General features: G+C 36.0%; 13 protein-coding genes. 9 read left to right on the top strand and 4 right to left on the bottom strand.

The genetic code is table 11. The features are described from left to right. The 4 genes from qoxB to ACQKNC_RS03050 form a co-directional block, all read right to left on the bottom strand. Positions 1-1,944: a cytochrome aa3 quinol oxidase subunit I gene (gene qoxB, locus ACQKNC_RS03065; RefSeq protein ID WP_427423399.1), complete on the bottom strand. Its 1,944-nt coding sequence runs from the start codon at positions 1,942-1,944 to the stop codon at positions 1-3. A gap of 32 nt (positions 1,945-1,976) precedes the next feature. Beyond that, a complete protein-coding gene (gene qoxA / locus ACQKNC_RS03060) occupies positions 1,977-2,936 on the bottom strand; it encodes a cytochrome aa3 quinol oxidase subunit II (protein ID WP_427423398.1) in 960 nt (319 codons plus the stop codon). A gap of 842 nt (positions 2,937-3,778) precedes the next feature. Further along, positions 3,779-4,621: a DUF2785 domain-containing protein gene (locus ACQKNC_RS03055; RefSeq protein ID WP_427423397.1), complete on the bottom strand. Its 843-nt coding sequence runs from the start codon at positions 4,619-4,621 to the stop codon at positions 3,779-3,781. 460 nt (positions 4,622-5,081) lie between these two features. Beyond that, positions 5,082-5,549 carry a hypothetical protein gene (locus tag ACQKNC_RS03050; RefSeq protein WP_427423396.1) on the bottom strand — a complete coding sequence of 156 codons (468 nt, stop codon included), beginning with the start codon at positions 5,547-5,549 and terminating at the stop codon, positions 5,082-5,084. 464 nt (positions 5,550-6,013) lie between these two features. Here ACQKNC_RS03050 and ACQKNC_RS03045 point away from each other — a divergent pair, with 464 nt between their 5' ends. The 9 genes from ACQKNC_RS03045 (at position 6,014) to ACQKNC_RS03005 (ending at position 20,478) form a co-directional block, all read left to right on the top strand. Next, positions 6,014-7,003, top strand: coding sequence for a hypothetical protein (locus tag ACQKNC_RS03045; protein ID WP_427423395.1), 990 nt, complete (start codon positions 6,014-6,016; stop codon positions 7,001-7,003). A 113-nt stretch (positions 7,004-7,116) separates the two neighbouring features. Beyond that, positions 7,117-8,406 (top strand): trigger factor, encoded by a 1,290-nt coding sequence (gene tig, locus ACQKNC_RS03040; protein ID WP_427423394.1) that lies wholly within the window; start codon positions 7,117-7,119, stop codon positions 8,404-8,406. Between the two features lie 748 nt (positions 8,407-9,154). Beyond that, positions 9,155-10,426, top strand: coding sequence for an ATP-dependent protease ATP-binding subunit ClpX (clpX, locus tag ACQKNC_RS03035; protein WP_427423393.1), 1,272 nt, complete (start codon positions 9,155-9,157; stop codon positions 10,424-10,426). 230 nt (positions 10,427-10,656) lie between these two features. Further along, the gene (gene lon, locus ACQKNC_RS03030) at positions 10,657-12,981 is read left to right on the top strand and encodes an endopeptidase La (RefSeq protein WP_427423392.1); all 2,325 of its coding nucleotides are present in this window, start codon (positions 10,657-10,659) and stop codon (positions 12,979-12,981) included. 4 nt (positions 12,982-12,985) lie between these two features. Further along, positions 12,986-13,567: a ribosome biogenesis GTP-binding protein YihA/YsxC gene (gene yihA, locus ACQKNC_RS03025; RefSeq protein ID WP_427423391.1), complete on the top strand. Its 582-nt coding sequence runs from the start codon at positions 12,986-12,988 to the stop codon at positions 13,565-13,567. A 118-nt stretch (positions 13,568-13,685) separates the two neighbouring features. Beyond that, positions 13,686-13,859: a YjfB family protein gene (locus ACQKNC_RS03020; RefSeq protein ID WP_427423390.1), complete on the top strand. Its 174-nt coding sequence runs from the start codon at positions 13,686-13,688 to the stop codon at positions 13,857-13,859. 162 nt (positions 13,860-14,021) lie between these two features. After that, a complete protein-coding gene (locus tag ACQKNC_RS03015; RefSeq protein WP_427423389.1) occupies positions 14,022-15,680 on the top strand; it encodes a hypothetical protein in 1,659 nt (552 codons plus the stop codon). 414 nt (positions 15,681-16,094) lie between these two features. Beyond that, the gene (locus ACQKNC_RS03010; protein ID WP_427423388.1) at positions 16,095-17,549 is read left to right on the top strand and encodes an S-layer homology domain-containing protein; all 1,455 of its coding nucleotides are present in this window, start codon (positions 16,095-16,097) and stop codon (positions 17,547-17,549) included. 19 nt (positions 17,550-17,568) lie between these two features. Further along, complete coding sequence (locus ACQKNC_RS03005; protein ID WP_427423387.1) at positions 17,569-20,478, top strand: vWA domain-containing protein; 2,910 nt, start codon at positions 17,569-17,571, stop codon at positions 20,476-20,478. The last annotated feature ends 123 nt before the right edge of the window (positions 20,479-20,601 follow it).

Here is a 20,601-nt window from a genome sequence, read left to right as displayed (position 1 = left end):
TTATTTATCACCTCTCAAGCTTTTTTCAGTTGCCATAACTTCTTCAACTGAAATGTAACGACCATGATCTTTTTCAAATGAACGATGAATCATAAAGCCAAATACACAAAGCATACTTACGATGGCTGGAATCCATAGATTAAATACAGCGAAGAATGCTGCAAGGAAGAAGAATCCACTCATCCAGAAAGGTGCGCCAGTGTTGTTAGGCATATGAATTTTTTCAATCTTACCTGCAGTAATATCGCGACCTTCTTTTTTAGCGAACCAGAATTCGTCTAAACGTGAAACAGTCGGAACTACTGCGAAGTTGTATTCAGGTACTGGAGAATGAGTAGCCCATTCTAGCGTACGACCATCCCAAACATCTGCTTTTTCATTACGTGGCATATGTTTCCAGCTATAGTAAATGTTATATACGATTAACGCGAAGCCGACAGCAAGACCAATTGCACCGATGAACGATACCATGCTCAATGGACCATATCCAGTTGAAGCAGAGTAAGTGTACATACGACGAGCGTAACCATCTAAACCTAAAATGAATAGAGGGAAGAAAGCTACGTTGAAGCTAATTGCGATAAACCAGAAAGCAGTTTTCCCTAGTTTTTCATTTAATCGGAAACCGAACATTTTTGGCCACCAGTAGTGGTAACCTGCAAGTACACCGAATACTGTACCTGGAATTAATACATAGTGGAAGTGGGCAACTAAGAACATCGTATTATGATATTGATAGTCCGCACTAGACATTGCTAGCATTACCCCTGTAACCCCACCGATTGTGAAGATCGGAATAAAACCAAGTGCATAAAGCATCGGAGTTGTAAATTGAATTTTACCGTGTCTCATTGTGAGCAACCAGTTAAATATTTTAACCCCTGTTGGAACAGCGATCGCCATTGTTGTAATAGAGAAGAAGCTGTTTACCATAACGCCATGACCCATTGTATAGAAGTGGTGGGCCCATACTAAGAATGATAGTAACGAAATAACAACCATACTCATAACCATTGATGTATAGCCGTATAAGTTTTTACGTGCAAATGTTGCAATGATTTCTGAGAAGATACCGAAAGCAGGTAGGATAACGATATAAACCTCAGGATGTCCCCAAACCCAGAATAGGTTGGCCCAAAGCATGTCCATACCACCATTTTGCATCGCAAAGAATTGTGTACCGAATTGACGGTCAAACATCATTAATGCAAGCGCTACAGTTAACACTGGGAATGCGAATACGATAATAACGTTTGTGATTAAAATTGACCAACTAAACATTGGCATTTTCATTAACGTCATACCAGGTGCACGCATTTTAATGATTGTCGTGATGAAGTTAACACCAGTCAATAACGTACCAATCCCTGATAATTGTAAAGCTAAAGAATAGTAGTTGCCCCCAGGAGATGGACTAAATTCTGTCCCAGATAGTGGGAAGTAAGCTGTCCAACCAGCATCAGGTGAACCACCAATGATAAATGATAGGTTTAGTAAACCGCAACCAGCTGCAAATAACCAGAAGCTGACTGCATTTAGACGTGGGAAGGCAACGTCACGTGCACCAATTTGCAGTGGGATAACAATGTTCATTAAACCAATTACGAATGGCATAGCCATGAATAGAATCATGATTAAACCGTGTGTTGTGAAAATCTCATTATAGTGTTGTGCATCAAGAAGTCCGTTATCAGGAACTGCTGTTTGTGCACGCATTAACAAAGCATCGATACCGCCGCGGAATAGCATCAATAGTGCTGTAGCGATATACATAATACCGATTTTTTTATGGTCAACAGTTGATAGCCAGTTTTTATAGAAATAGCCCCATTTTTTGAAATAAGTAAGGCCGATTGCGATAACCACTGCTCCAACTATGATACTAATAGCTGCCCCCAAAATCATCGGTTCTTTAAGTGGATGGAAAATTTCTTCCATGCTCATTGGATGCGCTCCTTTCAGGTGTAAAAATAAAATTAATGTGAATGTGTTGCTTCAGAATTTTCTTGTGAATCAGAATGATTCCCATGATCCATTTTAGAGTGATCCATTTCATTTTCAGACATGTTCATATCGCTATGATCCATGCCACCCATTTTCATGTGTTCACTGTGTTCCATTGGAGCTGGGCTAAATTCTAAGTGTGTAGATGAATAGCTTGAACGACCAACGTGTTCTGCTTTTAATAGTTCATCAAATTTTTCTTTTGTTAATGGTTTTTCTTTTGTTTTCACATCAGAAGCCCATTTGTCGAAGTCTTTTTCTGTCATAGATTGAACTTCAAATTCCATTTGAGCGAAACCGCGACCGCTAAAGTTAGAGTTACGGCCCATGTATGAACCAACCTCATCTGCAGCTAGGTGAATAGTTGTTAACATGTCACTCATCGCGTATTTTTGACCAGCTAATTGTGGAATCCAGAAACTTGTGATTGGTCCGAAAGAGTATAGTTTGAACTCAATTGGACGGTCAGTTGGAATATTTACATAGTTTACAGTTTCAATACCTTGCTCTGGATAACTAAAATGCCATTTCCAGTTAGAGGATGATGCGTAAATTACAAGTGGCTCTTTATTGTCATAACCTTCTGGTTGAGACTCTACTGTACTTGTTGTTCTTACAGTAACAATTGCTAAGAAAGCCACTATGATAATAGGGATAACTGTCCATGTAATTTCAAGTAAATGACTACCCTCTTCGTGAGGAGGCTCATAATCGGCAGGTGTTTTAGAAGCACGGTATTTAGTTAGCATAAATGCTAAAAGCACGTACACGACTAGTAATATAAAGGCCATTGTAATAATGGATAAAATAATTGTGTCTGATAATGTTTTGGCATTTGGCCCTTTTGGGTCAAAGACTGTTAGTGGTTCACAGCCAGAAAGAACTGCAAGCGCACCAAATGCAACAAACATTAAGCTTAACTTTTTCTTCATGTTTGACTCCTTTCTATAAAACGGCTATTCATAAATTTTCTGTGTTTGTAAATAGATTCGAATTTATAAATAGTGGGTAATACGGTCACCTCTTTTAGTTGTTGTACCAATCAAATAATCAGAAATACTTACAATGGCATGGTTCAATATGAAACATTGAATCTAGTATTTGATTGGTCTAGTGCAAGCGTTCGCAAAGTCTTTAATCTGTGTAATCGATTTTCAGACAATGTGTCATAATCGACCGACACAAATGTCGTTGTTTGCACATTGGATTATACGCCCGTTTTAAAGAAAAAAAATTAATTTTTTATTTTTTTAATAGTATTTTCGGGATGAATATGAACATTTTTTGAACAAAAATCGTTATTTCAATATTAGTATTTTTGTGTTTAATTAAATAAACACTGTTAAAACGTTGAAAATACTGAGTTTCTCATCTTTAACTAATTAAATAGTTTTTTTTGTGAAAATATCATTTCACAATTTAGACTTCATTTTGTAATAAAATCGCCGTTTTGTTAGGGTATAGAATGCTTTTTTGTTGCGTTTTTTTAAAAGGTGAGCGCGGAGGAAATAGAATTGTGGATATTTAAGGATAAACTATCAATGTAAGGGATGTTTGGAAAGTAGTATTTCGGAAACTAATATTAATTATGTTAATATAGTTATGATGTTCCATATATTGTATTCTCGATATTTTATCTGAAAAGTAAAAATAGCAAACTAAGGATATTATTAGTTTGCTAAATTTGGTTATGGAGACGAAAATAAATGTTCTAAGCAGAGAGAAAGTGGAATTTAACTTCATTCGGCGCAATTAAGCAAAAGTAAAATTGATATTAAGCTCCGAGCTTTAGCCATTTTGCTACATGTCCATAGATAGTATTTTGTAGCTTTGGAGCTAGGTTATTCATTTTTAAGGCAATGTACAATGTTTTCATTAAATTTAAAGTGCATGTACGTCCGCTAAAAAAGGCTTCGTTATAGCCCTGTGTCACTAAATGCATTTCAAATTTATCAAATACCTGTTCGACAAATTCTATTAATGCCTCCTCAGAGTAGTCTCGAGCTAGTAACGCTTCAATAATATTAACTAAGCGTTCCTCCTCATCGTTGACAAAAACAGTATCTTTCCAAGTAACAAGTTTCAATGCATGCAAGATTAAAGGCGCATGCTGTAAATCAAACTTAGGGTGTTTAATCGTCGTTGCTGCTAAATCTGCACCATGAGCAATGCTGTGCGCCCAGCCCTTGTCTTGAACATGACCTCTTGTATCTTTTTCCAATAATAAAAAACGACCAATCTTTTGAAAGAAAATTTGAAGACGATCATCATTTAAAATGTGTAGTTCAGCATCCTTTGCAAGAAGACTTGCTACAAGTAAAGCAGAAAACGAACGTGTAAAGACACTATCTGTCATTTCTTCCCCTATGTTTAAATATAAAAAATCGTTGCCTGTTGCTGAATCAAATAAATGTTGTAGTTGCTCGGTGCTCAGTAAATTATCACTAAGTAAATCAATAAAAGTACGGTAAATTAATTTGTCTCGTAATTCTGCATCTGGTATACCGATGTGCGTTAACATTTCTTGTAACAACCAATCTCCTTCTTGTAACATAAATTCTTGTCGTGCTGAATGTGTCATTGTTGAAAACGATTGTAAAGTATTTTTGATATTCATATGTAATTCCCCCAAAGTAAAGTTAATGCTTTATAAGAGCATTGTTTTAACATATTTCTTGAAGATCACTTGTCTTTGCAAATTATATTTATAACAATGCGCAGACATAGTAAAAATGCTTTTATGGAGCTAGGTCTTTTTATTATAAGGCTTCAACGACAAATTTGCTGATTTGTGAAGTTTTCTAGTGATATAGGAGGATATTCGCAATAGGAATTCCAGGATCAAGGGAAAGTTGATATGATAGACAAGCAACAAAAAGGGATAGACTTATTAAAGGAGTACATAATCAATTTCCCCTTGGCGCATTTGTTGCTGTCGCTGCGCTTTCGCACAGAAAACATTTGTTGCTGTCGCTGCGCTTTCGCACAGAAAACATTTGTTGCTGTCGCTGCGCTTTCGCACAGAAATTCTGAATGAAAATAAAAAGACATACCTATTTAAGTATGTCTCATCCTAGTTATAATATAATGGCTGATTTTATACCGAGTGGCCATTCAGTAAACGTATTTTGATTGGTTTTTAAATCTACAAGAATATTTGCATTTTTAATGGCATCGATTAGCCACTCGCTATAATGTAGATTAGGTTGAGAGTGCTGTAAGATGCGTTGCATATCTTTTTCGTCGATACTTAGAAGTTTATAGTTGCATTCAATGTGTACATTTTGGGGAATAATAAAAAGTGACTCATGTTGGTGTCCAATTAAAATGGAGCCAGGAATGTAACCTTGGATACTTATAATATGTGTAATTGCTTCTTGCGTGTATAAATCAATCTTTGTTCGTGTGAGTAATTCAAATTCAATCGGATAATCCTTCTGATTGGGACCTTCCGCTGTAGAAAACGAAACAACTTTAATAGATAGCGCTTCAAACATAGGAGAGACGCTACTACCAAATTCACTAACTGTATCCATTGATTGCATGTATACCACTCCTTGTGAATAACTTTTTTAAAAATTAAACGAAGCTAGATGCCCTGTAAACAGTAATAAATGATAGTCATTATTAATTATAATACAATTTATTACAAAATATGAAATATGAAAGCGAAGATTTTTGTTAAAATAAGCAAGGAGCTAAATTTATGGTATATATTGTGATCGCTAAAGTTGAAAATAGCATTTGTTAAAACATGACGTATGCCAACTAATGAAGTTGAGTAGAGTGAAGGTAGGAAGCTCCGCAGATGAGACCCTGGCGAGATCTAATAGAAGGAAAGCATCAAGTCCTGTGATAACTCCTTCATGACCAACATTTTGACTTTGCTAAGTGGCTTATCGAACGCTCCCTAGGAAAGGGCTCAGTCGGAACGGAAATCTACCCCTTTGTTAGGGTGATGATTCATATAGAAATCAATAAGTAAAATAGTGGTAAAGAGGTGAGGGGAATGACAAAGCGAAAACGGCATGTTATAAAACATGACAATATTGTTGTTTTTCCTGGTGCTGTTCAGACATTAATACGTGAAGGACATATGTATGCGGAAAAATATCAATATGAAGAAGCTGTGGCAAGCTTTGAAAAAGCGTTTTTATATGAAACTGGAGATGAACTTGCATTAAGTACCTATGCGTACGCTTTATATGAACTAAAAGCATACGATAAAGTTAAAAATGTTTGTGAGCAATTGTTTGCAATGGGAACGACATTATATGTGGAAGTAATGGAACTGTATGTTACTGTATGTATGCAGTTAAAAGAATACCATCAAGTAGAGTCGTTAATTACGACATTAATTGAAGAAAACGTACTTCCGGAAGATCAACTTGAGAAATTTGAACGCTTAAGAAGCTTGAATCAGGAGGTAGCTAAGAATCTCGAAAAAAAAGAGGATGCAAAACGATTGTTAGAAGAGCAAGAATATGAACTTTCGAAATTTAGTGTATTAACGCCAGACGAACAATCTATTCGACTGCATCGCTTAATGGATACGAATGTGCGACAGTTAAAAACTGCATTGAAAGCTATTATTGAATATCCAACGATCCATCCATTTGTTCAGAGCTTAGCACTAATCCTATTAGTGGAACAAGAAGTGTCAATTGAAATTACTGTCTCGAAATTTAATGAAACAACGACTATTAATCCTATCAATTTAGTCCTTCCAAATCAGTTGCCGCAGTATAGGGAAGTAAAAAAAATAATTGAGAATGAATTAGAGCAAGACCCATCGACGTTGGAAATGGTACAATATTTAATGGCGAAACATGCCATTGTGACGTATCCGTTTGAATGGCACCCATTCGAAGCCGACGATATTGCCTATAGTTATATTGACTTTGTACAATCTATGCTAGGAAAAGTACAGGAAATGGACTATGAAATCATTGACTTTTTACAAATGTTAGAAAAACTAACAGAACTACATGGCGTATGAAATAAGTTGAAACTATGCGCATCTATGTTATACTAAAATGGTTGTCAAAATCGTAGTTACGAATGAATTGTCTAACATTTAAAACTTGATTATTTATTTGGAGGTATTTATACATGTCAGCAAAATGGGAAAAACAAGAAGGTAATATCGGTACTCTTACAATTGAAGTACCTGCTGCAGAAGTAGACGCAGCAATGGACCAAGCGTTCAAAAAAGTTGTAAAACAAATTAACGTACCAGGTTTCCGTAAAGGTAAAATGCCTCGTAAAATGTTTGAACAACGCTTTGGTATCGAATCTTTATACCAAGATGCATTAGAAATCATCGTTCCTGAATCTTATGCGAAAGCTATCGATGAAGCTGGTATTATGCCAGTTGATTACCCAGAAATTTCTGGTACAGAAAACTTCGTACACGGTAAAGATTTCACATTTAATGCTCAAGTAACAGTAAAGCCTGAGCCAAAACTTGGTGAGTACAAAGGTTTAGAAGTTACGAAACTTCCAGTAGAAGTTACTGATGAAGAAGTAGAAGCACAAATTCAAGATCAATTAGCTCGTAAAGCAGAGCTTGAAATTAAAGAAGACGAAGCAATCGTTGAAGGCGATACAGCTGTTATCGACTTTGAAGGTTTCGTAGGTGAAGAAGCATTTGAAGGTGGTAAAGGTGAAGACTATCCACTAGAAATCGGTTCTGGCTCATTCATCCCTGGATTTGAAGAGCAACTTGTAGGTGTGAAAACTGGTGAATCTAAAGATGTAGTTGTTACTTTCCCGGAAGAATACCATGCAGCTGAATTAGCTGGTAAAGAAGCTACTTTCAAAGTAACTGTAAAAGAAGTTAAAACAAAAGTTCTTCCAGAATTAAATGACGAATTCGTTAAAGAATTAGACCCAGAAGTTGAAGGCGTTGAAGCTTTACGCGCTAAAATCAAAGAGCAAACTGCTGAGCAAAAACAAGCTGAATCAGATGCAGCACTTCGTGATGAATTAGTTGAAAAAGCTGCTGAAAAAGCTGAATTTGAAGTACCTGCTGGTATGATTAACTCTGAAACTGATCGTATGTTACAAGAATTTGGTCAACGTTTACAAATGCAAGGAATGAACTTAGACCTTTACTATCAATTCTCAGGTCAATCAGAAGAAGATTTACGTGGACAAATGAAAGAAGAAGCAGAAAGCCGTGTACGTGTATCTCTAACACTTGAAGCAATTGCTGAAGCAGAAAAAATTGAAGCAACTGAAGCTGATATCGAAGCTGAATTAGAAAAAATGGCTGCTCAATTTAACATGACAAAAGAGCAAATTACAGGTGCATTAGGTGGCACAGCTGTTCTTGAAAACGACATTAAAATTCAAAAAACAGTTGAATTTTTAGTAGAAAACGCTAAAATTACTGAATAGGATTTTTTTGTAACTGGATAGATAAATGAAAACAAGGTACGGCATTAAACCGTGCCTTGTTTTATCACATATTTATTGTTTAGGTTAAGCCAGATTCCCTTTTAGGTTTAGTTCAGTTAATTATATTATTAATATTACGACTACTTTCACCACGAAAAGTATCCTCCAAAAGGAAGTACTTTTTTAAGAGGGGGATAGGCAGAGCCTCTACAATTCTCTAATACATAGTATTGTTTGACTTTTCACACGATGCTAAAATTTAACTTTATTCAGCAGAGTTAAGACTTAGTTTTATAGATGTCTCAATTCTTCCAAATGAGGAACAACGTAATACATCCTCTTCTGAATGAAGTTAAGCCTCTGGCGAATGTAATAGATTTTAAAGAAAAACAAGTTGCTCATTTGAGTATCTGTATCTTGTACTAACGGCTGTAATAGTGAGGTCACAAGCCAATTATCAAGTGACGAGGGTCAGAGAGCTTGACTAAACGAAAGGTCTCTGATCGAAAGAGGTTTCTGAAGAATCAGTATGTTACAAACGCATGGAAATTAAGATATAATTGGTAAATTCGTCAAGCTAAATAATTGGCAGCTTTGCGATAAATGTCATTGTTTCTGTACTATGCATGTCGTAAGTTTTTTTAAAATCTCGAACCATAAATGCAGTGGTGTAAATGGAAGCAGACAATTTATTTGATAAAGATTCAATAATCTTGTAAGATTGTTGCTTGAATAGGGGTGAAACATATTGTTCAAATTTAATGATGAAAAAGGCAATTTAAAATGCTCTTTTTGTGGAAAGCCACAAGAACAGGTACGTAAACTAGTTGCAGGTCCTGGTGTTTATATTTGTGATGAATGTATCGAGCTTTGTTCAGAAATCGTTGTAGAGGAACTGGGCGTTGAAGAAGAAATTGAATTCCAAGATATTCCAAAACCAAAAGAAATCTTAGCGATTTTAGATGAATATGTAATTGGACAAGAACGTGCTAAAAAAGCTTTAGCAGTTGCGGTTTATAATCACTACAAACGCATTAATACGAATAGTAAAATTGATGATGTAGAATTAGCAAAATCGAACATTGTGTTAATCGGCCCAACTGGTAGCGGTAAAACTTTATTGGCTCAAACATTGGCGCGAATATTAAACGTTCCTTTTGCTATTGCTGATGCTACTTCTCTAACAGAAGCTGGCTATGTTGGTGAGGACGTTGAAAATATCTTATTAAAATTAATTCAATCAGCAGATTACGATATCGAGCGTGCTGAAAAAGGGATTATCTACATTGATGAAATCGATAAAGTTGCACGTAAATCTGAAAATCCCTCCATTACACGTGATGTATCAGGTGAAGGTGTACAACAAGCTCTTCTTAAAATTTTAGAAGGTACAGTTGCGAGTGTCCCTCCTCAAGGTGGACGTAAGCATCCTCACCAAGAGTTTTTACAAATCGATACTACAAACATCTTATTTATTGTAGGTGGAGCGTTTGATGGAATAGAATCCATTATTAAACGTCGTCAGGGTGAAAAAGTAATTGGCTTCGGTTCAGATCCAAACAAAATTGATATGGATGAAGGCTCTATTATGGCAAAGCTGATTCCAGAGGACTTATTGAAATTTGGTCTAATACCAGAATTCATCGGTCGATTACCAGTACTTGCGAGTCTAGAGCAATTAAACGAGTCTGCGCTTGTACAAATTTTAACAGAGCCTAAAAATGCACTAGCTAAGCAATATCAAAAAATGCTTGAACTAGATGGTGTTGAGCTTGAGTTTGATGAAGGTGCCCTTTCGGAAATTGCAAAAGAAGCAATTGAGCGGAAAACAGGTGCACGTGGTCTTCGTTCAATTATTGAGTCAACAATGCTTGAAGTAATGTACGAACTTCCTTCACGTGAAGACGTGAAAAAATGTATCATTACGGCAAAAACAATTACGGATAAAGAAAAACCGAAATTGCTTCTTGAAGATGGCACTGAACTCGATGAAGGTAGCGACACAAAAACTTCAGCATAACGAACAGACCTTACTGTCTATTGTTATGAGATAAAGAGTAATTTAGCTGACTTCGGTTGTGCAATATTCGCACATATCGACAGTCAGCTTTTTATTCATTCTTACATAAAGCCAACTGTAATTAGATGAAATTTTTGACTCGGTTGATTAACTAGTGTGAATCAGCTTTTTAAACACATACTAGTAGCGCGGGAGTGAACAAGAAAATTTTGACGGAGGTGAATACCCGCATGGTGACAATACAAAAAACAACAAATGTACCATTATTGCCTTTACGTGGACTTTTAGTATACCCGTCGATGGTGTTACATATTGATGTGGGTAGAAATCGTTCTGTAGCAGCGCTGGAACAAGCAATGTTAGAGGACCAATTGATATTATTGGTAACACAAAAAGAAATGCATGATGAACAGCCTGATGAGGAAGATTTATATACAATTGGTACAATGGCTTATGTCAAACAGATGCTAAAATTACCTAATGGAACACTACGTATTTTAGTGGAAGGTGTAGCGCGTGCAACATGGTCTAACTATAGGGCATTAGAAAAATATACGATTGTTGACATCGATGTTAAGGAGGAAACAATCGATAAGGATGTTGAAACGCAGGCTTTAATGCGTACGTTGTTAACGCATTTCGAAAGATACGCGAAAGCCTCCAATAAGGTTACATCTGAAACCATCAGTACTGTGGCGGATATTGAAGAGCCAGGTCGTTTAGCAGACATCATTGCATCACATTTGCCATTTAAGATTGCAGATAAACAAGAAGTATTGGAGATGCTCAGTGTAAAGAAGCGTTTAGATCATTTAATTATTCGTTTACATGATGAGCAAGAAGTCCTTGATCTTGAGAAGAAAATTAATTCAAAAGTTAAACAATCCATGGAGCGTACGCAAAAAGAATATTATTTACGTGAACAAATGAAAGCTATTCAAACAGAGCTAGGGGACCGTGAAGGGAAAACTGGCGAAGTAGCTGAATTACGTAAACGTATTGACGAAACAGGCATGCCTGAATCAACGAAAGAAGCTGTACTTAAAGAGTTGGATCGCTATGAAAAGTTACCTGGAGCTAGTGCGGAGAGTGGCGTAATCCGAAACTATATAGATTGGATTGTATCACTTCCATGGACAAATGCGACTGAGGATCGCATGAATATCACACATGCAGAGGACATTTTAAATCGTGATCACGACGGATTAGAAAAAGTAAAAGAACGTATATTAGAATATTTAGCTGTTCGTCAGTTGAAAAAATCGTTACGTGGACCAATATTATGTTTAGCTGGTCCTCCAGGTGTAGGTAAGACGTCATTAGCTCGATCTATTGCAGAAAGCTTGGATCGCAAATTTATCCGTATTTCATTAGGTGGGGTACGAGACGAATCAGAAATTCGTGGTCATCGTCGTACGTATGTTGGGGCGATGCCAGGTCGTATTATCCAAGGTATGAAAAAGGCAGGGACTATTAATCCTGTGTTCCTTCTAGATGAAATTGATAAAATGTCTAATGATTTCAGGGGAGATCCTGCAGCAGCTATGCTTGAAGTTTTAGATCCAGCTCAAAATAATACATTTAGTGATCATTATATCGAAGAACCTTATGATTTATCAAATGTATTATTTATTGCAACTGCCAATGATTTAAGTTCAATTCCTGGGCCGTTACTAGATCGTATGGAAGTTATCTCAATTGCTGGTTATACAGAAATTGAAAAAGAGCAAATTACGAAAAATCATTTAATACCAAAACAGTTGAAAGAGCATGGCTTGAAAAAAACACAGGCTATCATTAAAGATGAAGCAGTTGTGGATATCATCCGTTATTATACACGTGAAGCAGGTGTTCGAGGGCTAGAGCGTCAAGTTGCAACCTTATGTCGTAAAATCGCTAAGATTATCGTTTCTGGTGAGAAAAAACGAGTAACAGTTAGCTCGAAGTCGTTAGAGGAATTACTCGGCAAACATCGTTTCCGTTATGGACAAGCAGAAGAGGAAAACCAAGTCGGTGTAGCTACTGGGCTTGCTTATACAACTGTGGGTGGTGATACATTACAAATTGAGGTATCATTAACACCTGGTAAAGGAAAACTGCAGCTAACTGGGAAGCTTGGCGATGTCATGAAGGAATCTGCCCAAACCGCTTTATCGTATGTCCGTACAAAAATGGAGGAGCTAAAAGTGGATGCAGAATATTTTGAAACACATGATATTCATATCCATGTTCCTGAAGGAGCTGTGCCGAAAGATGGACCTTCTGCAGGTATTACAATGGCAACTGCAATTGTATCTGCAATTTTACACCGTCCTATACGTCGCGAGGTCGGCATGACAGGTGAAATTACTTTACGTGGACGTGTACTGCCAATTGGTGGCTTAAAGGAAAAAACACTCAGTGCGCATCGAGCAGGCTTAACGACAATTATTTGTCCGAAAGATAATGAGCGAGATATTGAGGATATTCCGGAAAGTGTACGCGAACAATTAACATTTAAACTAGTGTCATCGGCTGATGAAGTATTAGCCATTGCACTGGACGGAGGTATTTAAGAAAATGAAAGTCCATAACGTCGAAATGGTCATAAGTGCTGTAAGACCAGACCAATATCCAGAAGATGGACTGCCAGAATTTGCACTAGCCGGTCGTTCAAATGTGGGGAAATCCTCATTTATTAATCGAATGATCGGTCGTAAAGCTTTAGCACGTATTTCTTCTAAGCCCGGAAAAACACAAACGCTTAATTTTTACAAAATTGAAGAGCAATTGTTTTTTGTAGATGTTCCAGGCTATGGTTATGCAAAGGTTTCAAAGACTGAGCGTGAAGCATGGGGGAAAATGATTGAGCGTTACATCACAGGGCGCAATGAATTAAAGGCAGTCGTACAAATTGTTGATTTACGTCATCCTCCTACTGCTGATGATCGCATGATGTATGATTTTTTAAAGCATTACAATATCCCTTGTATTGTCATTGCAACAAAAGCAGATAAAATCCCAAAAGGTAAATGGGATAAGCATAAAAAAGTTGTGAAAGAAACGCTAGATATGGACAAAAATGATCCTCTTATTGTCTTTTCTTCAGAAAAAGGAATTGGCTTTGAAGAAGCTTGGCGTACTATCGAAAATAAAATGTAATAAAAAAACATCTATTGAGTCTATTATTTAGGACAGTAGATGTTTTTTTTATTAAAATGGGGAGAATCGCTTGATGAAAGAAACAACTGACCGATAAATAAAATGGGAGGTGGACTAAATGGATATCGCAGCTTTATCAATGGCAATGAATCAAGCAACTTTAATGCAAAATGTATCTCTTGCAGTAACAAAACAGGCAATGGATATGCAAAAGCAAAGTACAGAACAATTAGTTGAAATGTTAGATGCTCCACATCCGACAGCAGGACATACAATTGACGTTCAAGTATGATGAAGGAAAGGTAGCTTGAAATTGGAAGCTACCTCTATCTTTGTGTCTAATGGTAGATTGAAAAAGTAAATAATAGAACTAAAATGTAACTTTTTGAATAGGAAAAACTACCAATATTACGATATACTATTTATTAATAACATTTTAAGGAGGCAGGATTTGTTGAAGAAAATTTCATACATACTAATGATTTTGTTACTAGCGGTTCTTGGATTTTCATCAAATCAAACGGCCCAAGCTGCCCAAATGGTGACTGGAACCTTTGTTGATGTAACATTTTCAGAATATGCAAATTCAAACGGAGTAATAGAAAAAAAGCTTAGTAAAATTACTTTGCAAAATGATAGCGGTCGTCAAGTTACATACAATATAAATGATAATGCCCGCCTGTATATTAATAATACAGTGACAACAATCGAAGGTTTTAAGCTAGGAATGAAGGTAGAAGCGGATATTTCCCTTCGAAGTGTTGTTGAGCTTCGAGGTACTTCTAATTCTACAATAGAAACAGAATCTCCATCAGTAGCTCAAAATACTAAAACACTGGCTGGGGTAGTGACAAGTATTGATCCAAATGGATTATTTATTATGTTGAAGCCAGATATTGGAGAGGAAACAACTTATTATATAAACAAAGATACAAGCTACCAAAAAAACTCCTCTGCAGTCGATATTAGCGCATTATATGTTGGGGACCGTGTTAAGCTTAGCCTTAAAAATCGAAACACATCCATTGTCACTAAAATAGAAATTAGTGAGACGGGTACATTAGTTGAAAACCTATATAAAGGTGAGATACAGACGGTTAATGCCAATACAAATAATTTAACTGTAAAAAACCAACATGCATTTATAAATTGGCAATTTGGATCTGATACAACAACGGCTTTGTCAACGATGAATTTTTCATCAAAGGTTCCAATCTATGTTGGAAATACAAAAATTGATAAAGGTCAGTTGAAAAATTACATTGGCAGTGAAGCATATTATGCAACGGTTAAACAGTTTGGCAAAGAAGTGATTGAAAAGATTGTTGTGTTGAAAAACAACGAGCGAACTTACTATGAGCCTATGCTTTCTGTGGATACTAAGTATAAATTATTAAAACTTAAATCTGCTGGTACATTATACTTCCACGATGGATCGATTTTAATTCGAAATGGTCGTTTAATTGAACCTACTGGCTTATTAGCTTACGGTACTGCCTTTGTTATTTCGGACGGTGCTGCACGTGATAATTATGCCCAAGTCGTGCAAGTAACAAGTGATAGCTTTATGTCACCAAACTTAGCAGGTCATGAGTTATATTATGGACGTTTGTCACAAGCAGATGGCTATTTAATCGAAATTGATGACGCGATGAAGATCGAGTCAAATGTCTTCAAGAAAACAGATCGTACTGTACTATCTGTTAGTAATTCAACAAAGGCAATAGTAGATGATGGGAAAAAAACATATAGTGTCATGCCTGATATTGAGCTTCATTTATACGAAGGTGAATATGGTTACTTCTATGTGAAGGACGGTCATGTACAGGCCCTTCATATACTAAATAAAGCTAAGCCTGTAGCACCATTAATGTTAACTGGTAAACTACAGTCAGTTAAATCGAAATATCCAGCTGTAATCAATGTGAAGAGCGTAAGTCAATGGCAAAATGGTCGCTGGTATGAAGCTGGTGAAATGATTGATATGAATATTGACCAAGCTACAATTATTAAAGCTGGTAAAGTTATTCAAGCATCAGATTTAAACCCTTCTGATCGTTTAGTAGTTTTATCAGATCGTTTTGTCAAAGCTCATTTAATACTAGTCGATTAATATGAAATCTGTAAGCAATATTTAAAACGAAGGCATTCAGCTTAAGCGAAGGAAGAACTTGCTTATGATGAAGTATGTTGTCGCCCTACGAATAGGAGGCAAGCAGATTTCAGCCTTTTCAAGGTGTGTTGAGTAGGAAAAATTCAAAAGGGAATTTTTGCTAATATAAACCCGTTTTTTTGCTGATTGTAGAGGAGAATTTCGAGCATTCGTTACAGAGCAATACTTTCCGCTGGAAAAGCGAGATCGTATATTCTGTACGAAAGCGAGTGATTTGAAGTGAAAATGAGCGCCTACTAATTAATGAAGTAGGTGAAAATGGGTTAATCAACACACCTGATTATTTTGTAATGTTGAAAATTATTCAGCTCTAGATGCGGTATGCATGGAATGAAAGAGAGGGACAAAAAAAGAATGCGAAAACATTTATCTAAAATAATGTTAGTGGTACTTGCTGCACTGGTTATTGGAGCTACTATTCCAGAAAATGCATCAGCTGCTTCATTAGAAACAACAGGTGCTGTAAAAAATGAATATACATATGAGGAAGCTGTTTTCATTACAGGAACACCCATTATATTTAAAGGCACTAGTAAAGACATAAAAATCACACAAAAAGAGTCTAAAGGGAAGTTAACCGAAACACATAGTTTAAAGCTAACAGCAAGTAGTGGAGCTACATTGACACGAAATATTGTATATGAATCTGATGTTGTGGATCATGCTACGATTGGTCAAAAGACATCGAATGGTGTAGTGAAAAAATATTCTGAGAAAATTGTTGCAGGGGGGAAAACATATACATTGGTAGATTACCAATTTTCACAAGGCACGGTAACGGACAATCGTGCAGCCTCTGATTATTACTCAGGCAATGTGATTTCTAGAAAAACATATGCTTATCAAACTGGAAGTGGGAGAAATACAGTTAATAATACCGTAACGATTGATACTGATAGTCGACATGCAGGCTATGAAAACTTCTGGGGAGCAACAGAAACACAAATTACAGAAGCTGTTTATAAATATAGCGACGGTAAGACAAGCCATGTGAAAAATCGTTTATCTACAAGCAAATCACGTGTATTAAACTATGAAGAAAACCTAGGAAGTTTAGGGAGCTTTGATGGTGGATATGCGGTAGTAAGCGAAAAGGATGTTATTTCTGAATATGCGTATGATTTAGCCTCTGGACAAAAAGGTAAAGTTGACTTAGACAAAGAATATATGCCAACAATTGAACGTTTAATCATTCCTAAGTTCCGTGATTTATCAAATCATAATGCAAAAGAAGCTATTGAAAAATTATACTCTTTAGGTATTTACTCTGATGCAAGTAACTTCTTCTCACCAAATACTCCTATGAGACGTTTTGACTTTACAACGGCGATTGGTAAGGCAGTCGACTTACGAGTTATGGCAGAACCTAAAACGAAAAAATCGACATCTGCTACAAGTATTTTTAAAGATGTCAAACGTACTGTAAAAGATTATGCCTATATTGAGTCCGCGTTTAATAAAGGAATTATTAAAGGTGTAACTCCAGAGTATTTCAAACCTGATAATCAAATTACTAGAGCTCAAGCAGCTACGATTTTTGTGCGAGCATTAGGGCTAGAAAATAAGGCGCCAGATCCAGGCTATATGACAAAGTTTAAGGATGATGCACAAATTCCAACCTATTCAAAAGATGGTGTATACATTGCAAATGAATTAGGCTTAATGACTGGTGACCCAGTAACAGGTCGATTTAATCCAAATCAACCATTAACGCGAGCACAAGCATCACTAGTATTAGTACGTTTCTTGAATTATTTGGAAAATGACTTAAAACAAAACTATCGAGATGACATATTGTTCTTTAACTAAAGAAAGGACTGAAAAATAAATGACGTATGCCAAAAAAGCATTTCTATCCCTGCTTTGTTTCGTATTAGTCTTGATGACAGCAACTCCAGCTGTGACTCATGCAGCTACGACAATTAATGATGTACCAACAAATAGCGGTAAATACAAAGCTATCTCATGGGCAGTCGATAATGATCTACTCTCATTGAATAGCGCTAATAACTTTTTACCTAATGAGCAAATAACTGATCGAGAGCTTGTTGTAATGTTTGCAAAGCTCGATAAGAACTATGCATTAACATATAACGACAGTGTCGCTTATAACTTCTATAGTGATTTTTATTTACCATTCAACGGTACTTTTACAACAGCTAATCGTTCGAAAGCTGTTACACGTGGACAATTTGCACGAATATATGCTGCCTTTAAAGGCTTAGATTTAGATGAGCCTCAGGCGGTTCAATATTTATACACAAATGATATTTCAACAGGTAACACTGATAAAAAGACATTTGCCGATTTCAATCCTTCAACAAAGCTAACTCGTGGAGATATTGCTGAATTTTTATACCGCAGTGTACAAAACGGTAACTTTGCTGTACTAGGATTAAAACGTGCAGCGACAGGCCGTGATAACGATAAAATCACGTTACCTCCAGGCTTCATGGGCTCAAGCAACGCAGACTTTGAAAAGCCAAAAGATAATAACAATGATTTTACTGGTCCGGACTATGTTAATAATGCTCTACAAGGTATTGATGTTGAGAAACCAGACTTAATTGCAAATGACGAAGATTCAACGCTAATTACTGTATCCTTAAAGGCTTGTAATGGTGATCCAATACCTGATGATAAATCCTATACATTCCGTGTAACTTCATCATATGGGGCGAATATCGTTGATACATCTGGTAAAGCTGCTCAATATGTACACTCAGATGGCTCTACTGTCTCTGCGATTGTTATAGCACCAAAATTAACAAAATCTGTACGTGATACAATTTCATTTGAGCTTATTAATAACACAGATCCTAGTATGAAATGTCTTGTAGGCCAAAAATTAAATGCACATGTCCGATACTTACCTCAACCGGAAATGCGCATTGATTATCAAGTGTATGATCCTAAAAACACTGATGATGACAATGGAAGTGTAATACCTCCATATGATAAGTTTGAAAAATTACCAGATTTCTTTACAGAAAACATTGTTAACGTCCATTGGATTGATAGAGAAGAAAAACTATTTAGTATTGGACAGCAAACAAATGTAACAAGTACTACAGGAAATGTTGAAAATAAATATTTACAATATGGTGGCAGTGATAAAAATTATCCTGCATTAGGCTATGAAAAAGCTGACTTACAGTTTGAAAACTATAAAATTTCAGTTTGGCTGTTCGAAGAGATCATTGAAAAACGCCGAAGAGAATCGATTAATCCTGATAGTACGATTGAAATTATGTATATGATTTCAGATAAGAGACAACCAATTTATCGTATTCAAGGAATTGATGATGCGATTGCCTCACAGGTTGAGAACATTAACCCGGTCGGTGCTATAATTCAACTTATGAGCTATTTACCAGACGAAAAAAAACTGACACTTGAGCATTATGATAGTGTCATGGATATTTATTCTATTTTCACAAACTTAAGTAACTATGACCGAACAGTATTATTAAAATACCAAGGTGGTAAATTGCTCGGTCAAGTAGAAGCCTATAAAAAACGAGTGGAAGCATTAAAAGAAAGTGCGGATGCGGCATCAAGACCATCTGGTAAAGATCGTTACACAAAAGTTATGGTTACATTAGTGAGACCAGGTGGAGAAGTTATTACGGACTACCAAGGAACTGTAAAAATTAAATTTGATGGTGTAGAGAAAACAGCTTCATTTGTTACAAATACTTCGGATTATTTAAATAACACAGGAAACGCTGGGACAGCCGTAGCGTACTTTGACTCGGTTATTTACGGGAAATCTAAAGCTGAAGCAACATTAGTTAATAAAATAGATCCTCGTTATGCAACAATATTGAAGGATTTAAAAGATAAAACAATTACAAAGGAAATATTCACAAATCCTTACTTTAGTAAAAATTCTTGTTCTTTAGCAACAGAAGTCGCTTATGTAGTCGATTACTCTGCTTCCATGAAAGCTTCTGACCAAACAAATTACCGCGGTAAGAAAATGATGGAAGTAATTAATCAAATTAAGGCTAAAAATAATATTGTTATTGAAACAAATACAAAAGCTACTGTTTTAGGAGAGGGCAGTACAGACAATGTTTTGAAAAAAGATTTGTATAAAGCATCAAAAGAGAATGGTGCCACAGATATTTTTGAAGGTATAGACCTTGCACTGTCTAAATTCTCCAATGACTCGAAAACTTCAAAATCTATAATTGTTGTATCAGATGGTAAGACAAGTAAATCGAAAATGACAAAAGTACTGAACGATGCAAAAAATAAAGGGGTCAAGATTCACACTGTAAGTATGGGTAAAAAATCACAGGTCAATGATGCAATTTTAATGCAACTGGCTGCTGAAACTGGTGGTACTTATTACCACGCAATTGATAACTTACAATTGCATCAAGTATTCCAAAAAATTATTGATTCAATTTTATGTAAAACTTCGTCTTCTAGTTGTGTGACTCCTGAAAATTTATTTGAAGAAGCGACAGTAACTCTACGCAAAGGCAATATTACAATGAATGCAAGAATTGATGACAATTGTTCAAATGTTGCAAAGGTTAATGTACGATTCCCTTCTTTAAGTGGAGATGTGCAATTTGAATTGAAAAAGCGTAGTGATAGTGTCTACATGCTAACAAAAACAGTTCAAACAATGCAGGATTTCAAAGTTAATAATGATATAGAATTTGTAGCATATGATAACGACGGTAAAATTATAGCTATAAAAACTGTAACAATCACAGATTAATAGATCAAAGTTATTTTTAAGCTGAACTAATACTAACAATTAGTTCAGCTTTTTTTGATTTTAGAAACTATAGCACTCACCAAAACGTGTGGTTGATTTCCGTTCCAACTGGGCGCTTTTATC

Source organism: Lysinibacillus sp. NPDC094177, from assembly GCF_050279145.1.
Lineage (GTDB): Bacteria > Bacillota > Bacilli > Bacillales_A > Planococcaceae > Lysinibacillus.
Note: the sequence above shows the minus strand (reverse complement) of the source record. Positions and strands in the feature narration are given on the sequence as shown.